Origin of the sequence: Rothia sp. 27098_8_161, from assembly GCF_041432905.1 — a bacterium.
Taxonomy (GTDB): Bacteria; Actinomycetota; Actinomycetes; order Actinomycetales; family Micrococcaceae; genus Rothia.
Genome location: NZ_JAPWAL010000067.1, coordinates 1 through 809, shown reverse-complemented (window position 1 = coordinate 809; position 809 = coordinate 1). Strand labels below are relative to the sequence as shown.

General features: G+C 58.1%; 2 pseudogenes. One reads left to right on the top strand and one right to left on the bottom strand.

What is annotated here, in order from left to right:
• Nucleotides 1-386 (top strand): annotated as a pseudogene (locus O3648_RS08430) (glucose-6-phosphate isomerase); the annotation flags it as partial.
• 153 nt (nt 387-539) lie between these two features.
• On the opposite strand, the pseudogene O3648_RS08425 reads toward O3648_RS08430, so the two are convergent.
• Nucleotides 540-809, bottom strand: a pseudogene (locus tag O3648_RS08425) (pyroglutamyl-peptidase I); the annotation flags it as partial.

Genomic DNA, 809 nt, shown 5'->3' with positions numbered 1-809 from the left:
TTCACGAACTGTTCCTGGCTAACTTCTTCGCACAGTCTCAGGCTCTCGCATTCGGTAAGACCGAGGAAGAGGTTCGTGCAGAGGGCACCGCAGAGCACGTGGTCAACGCACGTATCTTCAGCGGTAACCGCCCCTCCACCTCCATTATGGCGCCGCGCCTGACCCCGCGCATTCTGGGCTCCCTGATTGCCCTGTACGAGCACATCACCTTCGTTCAGGGTGTTGTTTGGGGCATTGATTCCTTCGACCAGTGGGGTGTTGAGCTGGGTAAGAAGCTGGCGCTGGATTTGGTTCCCGCTATTGAAGGTGACCGTGAGGTTCTGGCTCGTCAGGATTCTTCGACCGCTTCTCTGATTGACTACTACCTGAAGAACCGCACCAAGTAGTAGTGTGAGCCTGCATGTGCCGGTGTTATAGCCTGGCTGTGTTGGCCCAGCGCAAATTAGCTCAGCACAAATACACAAACCGCCGGATAGGATCCCAGTGAGGGAGGCTATCCGGCGGTTTTGTTGTACGGGTTCTAGCTCAATGCCGTGCTGTTAGTCCACTGCGGGCAGGGTGTCGGAGGCGACCTCGGCAATAATGCGCACCACGGTGGATTCGGGTAGCTGCGGGATGCCCTGCTCGTCACGGACTACGCCACCGGCGTCACGGTGAGCGGTCATACCGATGCCTTCGGTACTCTCTTCGCCGTCGGCGCACGTTGCGGGCACGTGCACGAATCCGGCGGGAATGCTCAAACCCAGTTCACGGCTAATGCGCTGCCCCTCGTAGAACACGTGGTTACACACGTATGTTCCGGCTGTGTA